1 protein-coding gene is annotated in these 1,941 nt (G+C 48.0%); it reads right to left on the bottom strand.

Features of this window, described 5'->3' with window-relative positions; all coding sequences use genetic code 11:
* Window positions 1-109: 109 nt before the first annotated feature.
* Window positions 110-1,516, bottom strand: a complete 1,407-nt coding sequence (gene ltrA, locus LZF95_RS26275; RefSeq protein WP_233758465.1) for a group II intron reverse transcriptase/maturase — start codon at window positions 1,514-1,516, stop codon at window positions 110-112.
* Between the last annotated feature and the right edge of the window lie 425 nt (window positions 1,517-1,941).

Genomic DNA, 1,941 nt, shown 5'->3' with positions numbered 1-1,941 from the left:
TCCAGCACCCTGCACTTCGTCCAGGGTCAATCGGGTAGGAAGCGGCTTTCACCGCTGTCCCCCCACACCACCCGGCATACGTCTATCGTACCAAGGCGGTTTCTATAGATTAGAACCTGTTCATGCGTGGACGGATTGAGTGAAGCCCTTGTTGAGCGAACCATTCATTGCCCATAGCCTTAGCTACTGCAACCTTAGAAGACATTTTCCACCAGCCCTGAGAGTACATGACTACGTACCAGCTGGTGTTTATTGGGATATCAAAACTTCGTAGGAACTTGAAGATAGTGTATTTCCTCCCGCATTGTTTAAGACGATAGCATCGCACTTTTCTGCGTATCCAGCCATCTATATCACGGAAGGTTTCCAGCCATCTATTGGCAAGTCTGAAGTAATTCGTCCAACCGATGATTACCTGATTTAACTCACGTATTATCCGCATGAACTGTACTCCCCTGTTCCGTTTGGTGATTTCCCTGATTTTGTCCTTTAACCGAGTAACAGAGGTATCCGATACTCGGATATTTCCCCCCGGCAGCAAAGTATAACCTAAAAACTTCACTTCTGAGCAATAACGTACACCGCTCTTTTTGCGATTTACTTTTAATTTTAGCTTGCCCTCTATGAAGTTGATTAGGCTTGCCATGACACGCTCCCCTGCCTTTTTGCTCTTGACATAAATATTGCAGTCGTCGGCATATCGGCAGAAGGCATGCCCCCGCTTTTCTAATTCTTTGTCCAATTCATCTAAGACGATGTTGGACAACAGCGGGGATAATGGCCCACCTTGTGGAGCACCTGAAGTACGTTGGCTCAGCAATCCGTCAGACATCAGCCCAGCTTTTAGGTAGGAGTTGATTAAACGCAAAAGACGTTTGTCCCCTATCCCTTTCCCGAGTCGTTGCATAAGTCGATCGTGGTTGATCTTGTCGAAGAACTTCTCCAAGTCTATGTCCACTACCCATTCCTTGCCTGATCCGATGAACCGTGCTGCCTGCTCTACGGCTTGGTGAGCACTCCTTCCTGGACGAAAACCAAAACTGCCTTCGCTGAATCCAGGATCGTAGTAAATCATTAACTCTTGGCTGATCGCCTGTTGGATCATGCGGTCTTTTACCGTAGGTATTCCCAACATGCGTGTACCTCCGTCGGGTTTGCGGATGTCTTTTTGACGAACAGGCCCGACTTGATAATGCTCTTCCACAATGGAGCGACGGAAGCCGTCCATGTGGTCTCCAAGCCATACGTTTAGCTCCCCCACGCTCATCCCGTCAACTCCGCTGACCCCTCCGTTTTTCCTTACCTGCTGGTAGGCTCTCGTCAGGTTCTCATACCTTACAATCTCTTCCAACGCATTGGTGGTCAAGGATCGCTGGTTCTCTGATCGCGAAGACAGTTCAACTCCATGGCGGACAGCCCTTTCGGTACTGCCGTCAGTTTGTCCGCATGGGGTGCTGATAAACAGATTTAACTGTTTATATACTCCCTTTTTCTGTTGCTCTCTGTCTTTACGCATCTTTGAGGCGTTCCTTTAATCTATAAATTTGAGCCTTCCTTCGGGGTATGTCCGAAGTACTATGCTCGCTGCTGACTTCTCTATACACATACCTGTGGGTTACCCCACCTGTCCCCAACGATTTTAACCATTGGATGAATAGAGATCTCCCGGGGTAAGCACCAATACCTTCGAATTAACGCACCTGATTTACCTCTCCAGATTCCGAATGATTATCGGGCTTATTGATCCACAGCTCAATTACCCATCTGGACAGGCCTTATATCAGGTTTCTGTTCGTTACGTCAACTCTTTGCCTTCAGCTTCCTTCAGATTCCATCTCGCAATAGACACCCTTGCTTTCGACTATAGGATTCCGATCATTACGGCTCCTTAGGGACTCTCACCCTTTGGCACTGGCACATGCCCGGCACACTGAATAGTTT

Source organism: Algoriphagus sp. AGSA1, assembly GCF_021390545.1.
Lineage (GTDB): Bacteria > Bacteroidota > Bacteroidia > Cytophagales > Cyclobacteriaceae > Algoriphagus.
The sequence above is the reverse complement of the archived record's forward strand: the minus strand, read 5'-3'. Positions and strand labels throughout refer to the sequence as shown.